Source organism: Megamonas sp. (assembly GCF_986095205.1).
Window position 1 is genome coordinate 1 of record NZ_CFQVBI010000043.1, and the last position, 2,997, is coordinate 2,997.

At 31.1% G+C, this 2,997-nt stretch carries 3 protein-coding genes and 1 tRNA gene; all 4 read left to right on the plus strand.

Annotated elements, in window-relative coordinates; all coding sequences use genetic code 11:
• The first annotated feature begins 6 nt into the window (after nt 1-6).
• Nucleotides 7-82: transfer RNA gene (locus tag AC5LAX_RS06120), tRNA-Ala, on the plus strand.
• A 230-nt stretch (nt 83-312) separates the two neighbouring features.
• Complete coding sequence (gene modA, locus AC5LAX_RS06125; RefSeq protein ID WP_288909003.1) at nt 313-1,119, plus strand: molybdate ABC transporter substrate-binding protein; 807 nt, start codon at nt 313-315, stop codon at nt 1,117-1,119.
• A 71-nt stretch (nt 1,120-1,190) separates the two neighbouring features.
• Entirely contained in the window at nt 1,191-1,853 is a 663-nt protein-coding gene (gene modB, locus AC5LAX_RS06130; RefSeq protein WP_008539799.1) for a molybdate ABC transporter permease subunit, read from the plus strand.
• Between the two features lie 10 nt (nt 1,854-1,863).
• The gene (locus AC5LAX_RS06135) at nt 1,864-2,919 is read left to right on the plus strand and encodes a sulfate/molybdate ABC transporter ATP-binding protein (protein WP_288909004.1); all 1,056 of its coding nucleotides are present in this window, start codon (nt 1,864-1,866) and stop codon (nt 2,917-2,919) included.
• Nucleotides 2,920-2,997 lie beyond the last annotated feature (78 nt).

The following is a 2,997-nucleotide window of genomic DNA, read 5'->3' on the forward strand; positions in this document are numbered from 1 at the left end:
ATATATGGGGGTGTAGCTCAGTTGGGAGAGCACCTGCCTTGCAAGCAGGGGGTCAGGAGTTCGAATCTCCTCATCTCCACCATATTAAATAATAAGCCTTCGGGCATTAGATAAAGACAGGATAACCTGTCTTTTTTGTTTGTGTAAAAATAAATATATTTTCATATATGGATAATAGGATAAGGAGGAAGACATCAGTGAATAGCATTATGGTAACAATCGCTTCTGTTTGTTTAGTAGCTCTTACAGTTATTAATTTCTAAGAGGGAATAATTTGTAATTATTGTTTTTAATTAGAAAAAGGATTTTAAAATGAAAAGCAATGGCAAAAATATAGTTATATTAGTGATGTTTTGTTTATTAACTGTTGTATTTGCTGGTTGTGGAAATACTTCTCAAGATAATAGTTCTCAGAAAACAGAAAAGCAACAAGAAATTTATATTGTAGCAGCTGCTAGCATGACAGATGCTATAAGAGAAATTGGTGCAAATTATGAAAAAGAACATCCAAATGTGAAATTAACATATAACTTTGGAAGTTCTGGTGCCTTACAAACACAGATAGAACAAGGGGCTCCTGCTGATGTATTTATTTCAGCAGCACAAAAACAGATGAATGCCCTAGATGAGAAAGGATTAATTGATAAGTCCACGCGTAAAGATTTATTGGAAAATAAAGTGGTTTTAATTGTGCCAAAAGACAGTGAATTATCTTTAAATGATTTTGCTGATGTGGCTACAGATAAAGTCAATAAAATAGCTTTAGGTGAACCAAAAGCTGTACCAGTTGGACAATATTCAGAAGAAATCTTCTCTAATTTAAAGATACTAGACGCTATGAAACAGAAGGCAGTATATGCTTCTGATGTACGTCAAGTTCTCGGTTGGGTAGAAACAGGCGAAGTAGATTGCGGTATAGTTTATGCTACAGATGCAGCTATTTCTGATAAAGTTAAAGTATTGATGGAAGCACCAGAAAATACTCATAAACCTGTAGTTTATCCAATAGCGATGGTAAACTCCTCTAAAAATCCAGATGTAGCAAAAGATTTTATTGCATATTTATCTCAAGATGCACAAAAAAATATTTTAGCAAAATATGGATTTAACGTAAAATAATAAAATATATAGCGACAAATTAAAGCAGATTAATGCTTTAGCTTGTCGCTATTTTCATTTGAGGTGAAAATATGGATTTTTCTCCATTATATATTTCCTTAAAAACAGCGGGACTTGCTACAATAATTACTTTTATTTTAGGTATATATGCAGCTAGATTTATTTGCAAATTAAAAAAATATCAAGGATTTATAGATGGCATCATCACTTTACCTTTAGTTTTGCCTCCTACTGTAGTGGGTTTTTTCTTATTGTTATTTTTAGGAAAAAATAGTTTTATTGGGCAATTTTTAGCTGTATTTGATATTAATATAATTTTTTCCTGGCCAGCTACTGTAATTACAGCAGTTGTAGTTTCTTTCCCATTGATGTATAGAACGACGCGTGGAGCTTTTGAGCAGATAGATAAAGATTTGATTTTTGCAGCGAGAACTTTAGGTATGAGTGAAGAAAAAATCTTTTGGAAGATTATATTACCTTTGGCAAAATCTGGTATATTAGCAGGTGCAATTTTATCTTTTGCTAGGGCTTTAGGTGAATTTGGAGCGACAATTATGCTCGCTGGTAATATTCCAGGAAAAACGCAGACAATGTCTACAGCTATTTATTCAGCAGTGCAAGCAAATGACCAAGAAACGGCTTTTGTTTGGGCAGGGATAATAATTGTTGTATCATTAATGGTAATGGTATTGATGAATTATTGGTTAAAACAGCAACAAAAAGTCAATAGTTGAGGTGAAGTAAATGGTTTTAGAAGTGGCAATAAAGAAATATTATCCTGATTTTAGTTTAGATGTGAATTTTTACACTGAAAAAGGAATTTTAGGTGTATTAGGTGCATCAGGTTGTGGTAAGAGCATGACTTTGAAATGTATTGCAGGGATAGAAACACCAGATGAAGGAAAGATAATTCTCAATGGTAGAGTTTTGTTTGATAGTGAAAAAAAGATTAATTTATCACCACAAAAGCGAAATATAGGCTATTTATTTCAAAATTATGCGTTGTTTCCTCATATGAATGTTGAAGAAAATATTGCTGTAGGTATAAAAATTAAAGAAGAAAAAAATGAAATTATAGCTAAGTATTTAAAAATTTTTCATTTAGAAAATTTAAAAAAGGCTTATCCTAAAAATTTATCAGGAGGGCAACAACAAAGAGTAGCATTAGCTAGAATTTTTGCTTCACAGCCTGATATATTAATGTTAGATGAACCTTTTTCGGCTTTAGATGATTTTTTAAAATGGCAAGTTGAATTAGAATTAGCAAAAGTTTTAAAGCTTTATGGTAAAAATGTATTATTCGTTTCCCATAATAGAGATGAAATTTATCGTTTTTGTGATGAAATTATGGTATTATCACAAGGAAAAACTGTGTCTTTTAGCACTAAAAAAGATTTATTTGAAAAACCAAATTCAATAGCTGCTTCTAAATTGAGTGGTTGTAAAAATCATTCACGCATAGAGAAAGTAGATAAGTATTTATGTAGAGCTATTGATTGGAATATAGATTTAACAGTTACTAGTGAAATAAGTGATAAAGATAGATACATAGGCATTAGAGCCCATGAGTTAATGATAGTTGATGATAAAGAAAGAAAAAAAGATATAAATGTAGAAGAATTTATCATTGATGAATTAGTAGAAAATATTTTTAGCATAGTTATAATGTTGAGAAAAGAAAATGCGAAACAAGCCATTCGTTTAGAAGTTGGCAAAGAGTGTTGGCAAAATAATAAAAGAATTGGCGATACTATATATGTAAAATTACCTCAAGATAAGATTTTTCTTTTAGATAATTGACATACTCCCCATGCCTAAAGGCAGGGGATTCTTGGATACAAACGATACTTGCCTACTAAAATAGCAGGTCTTACTATA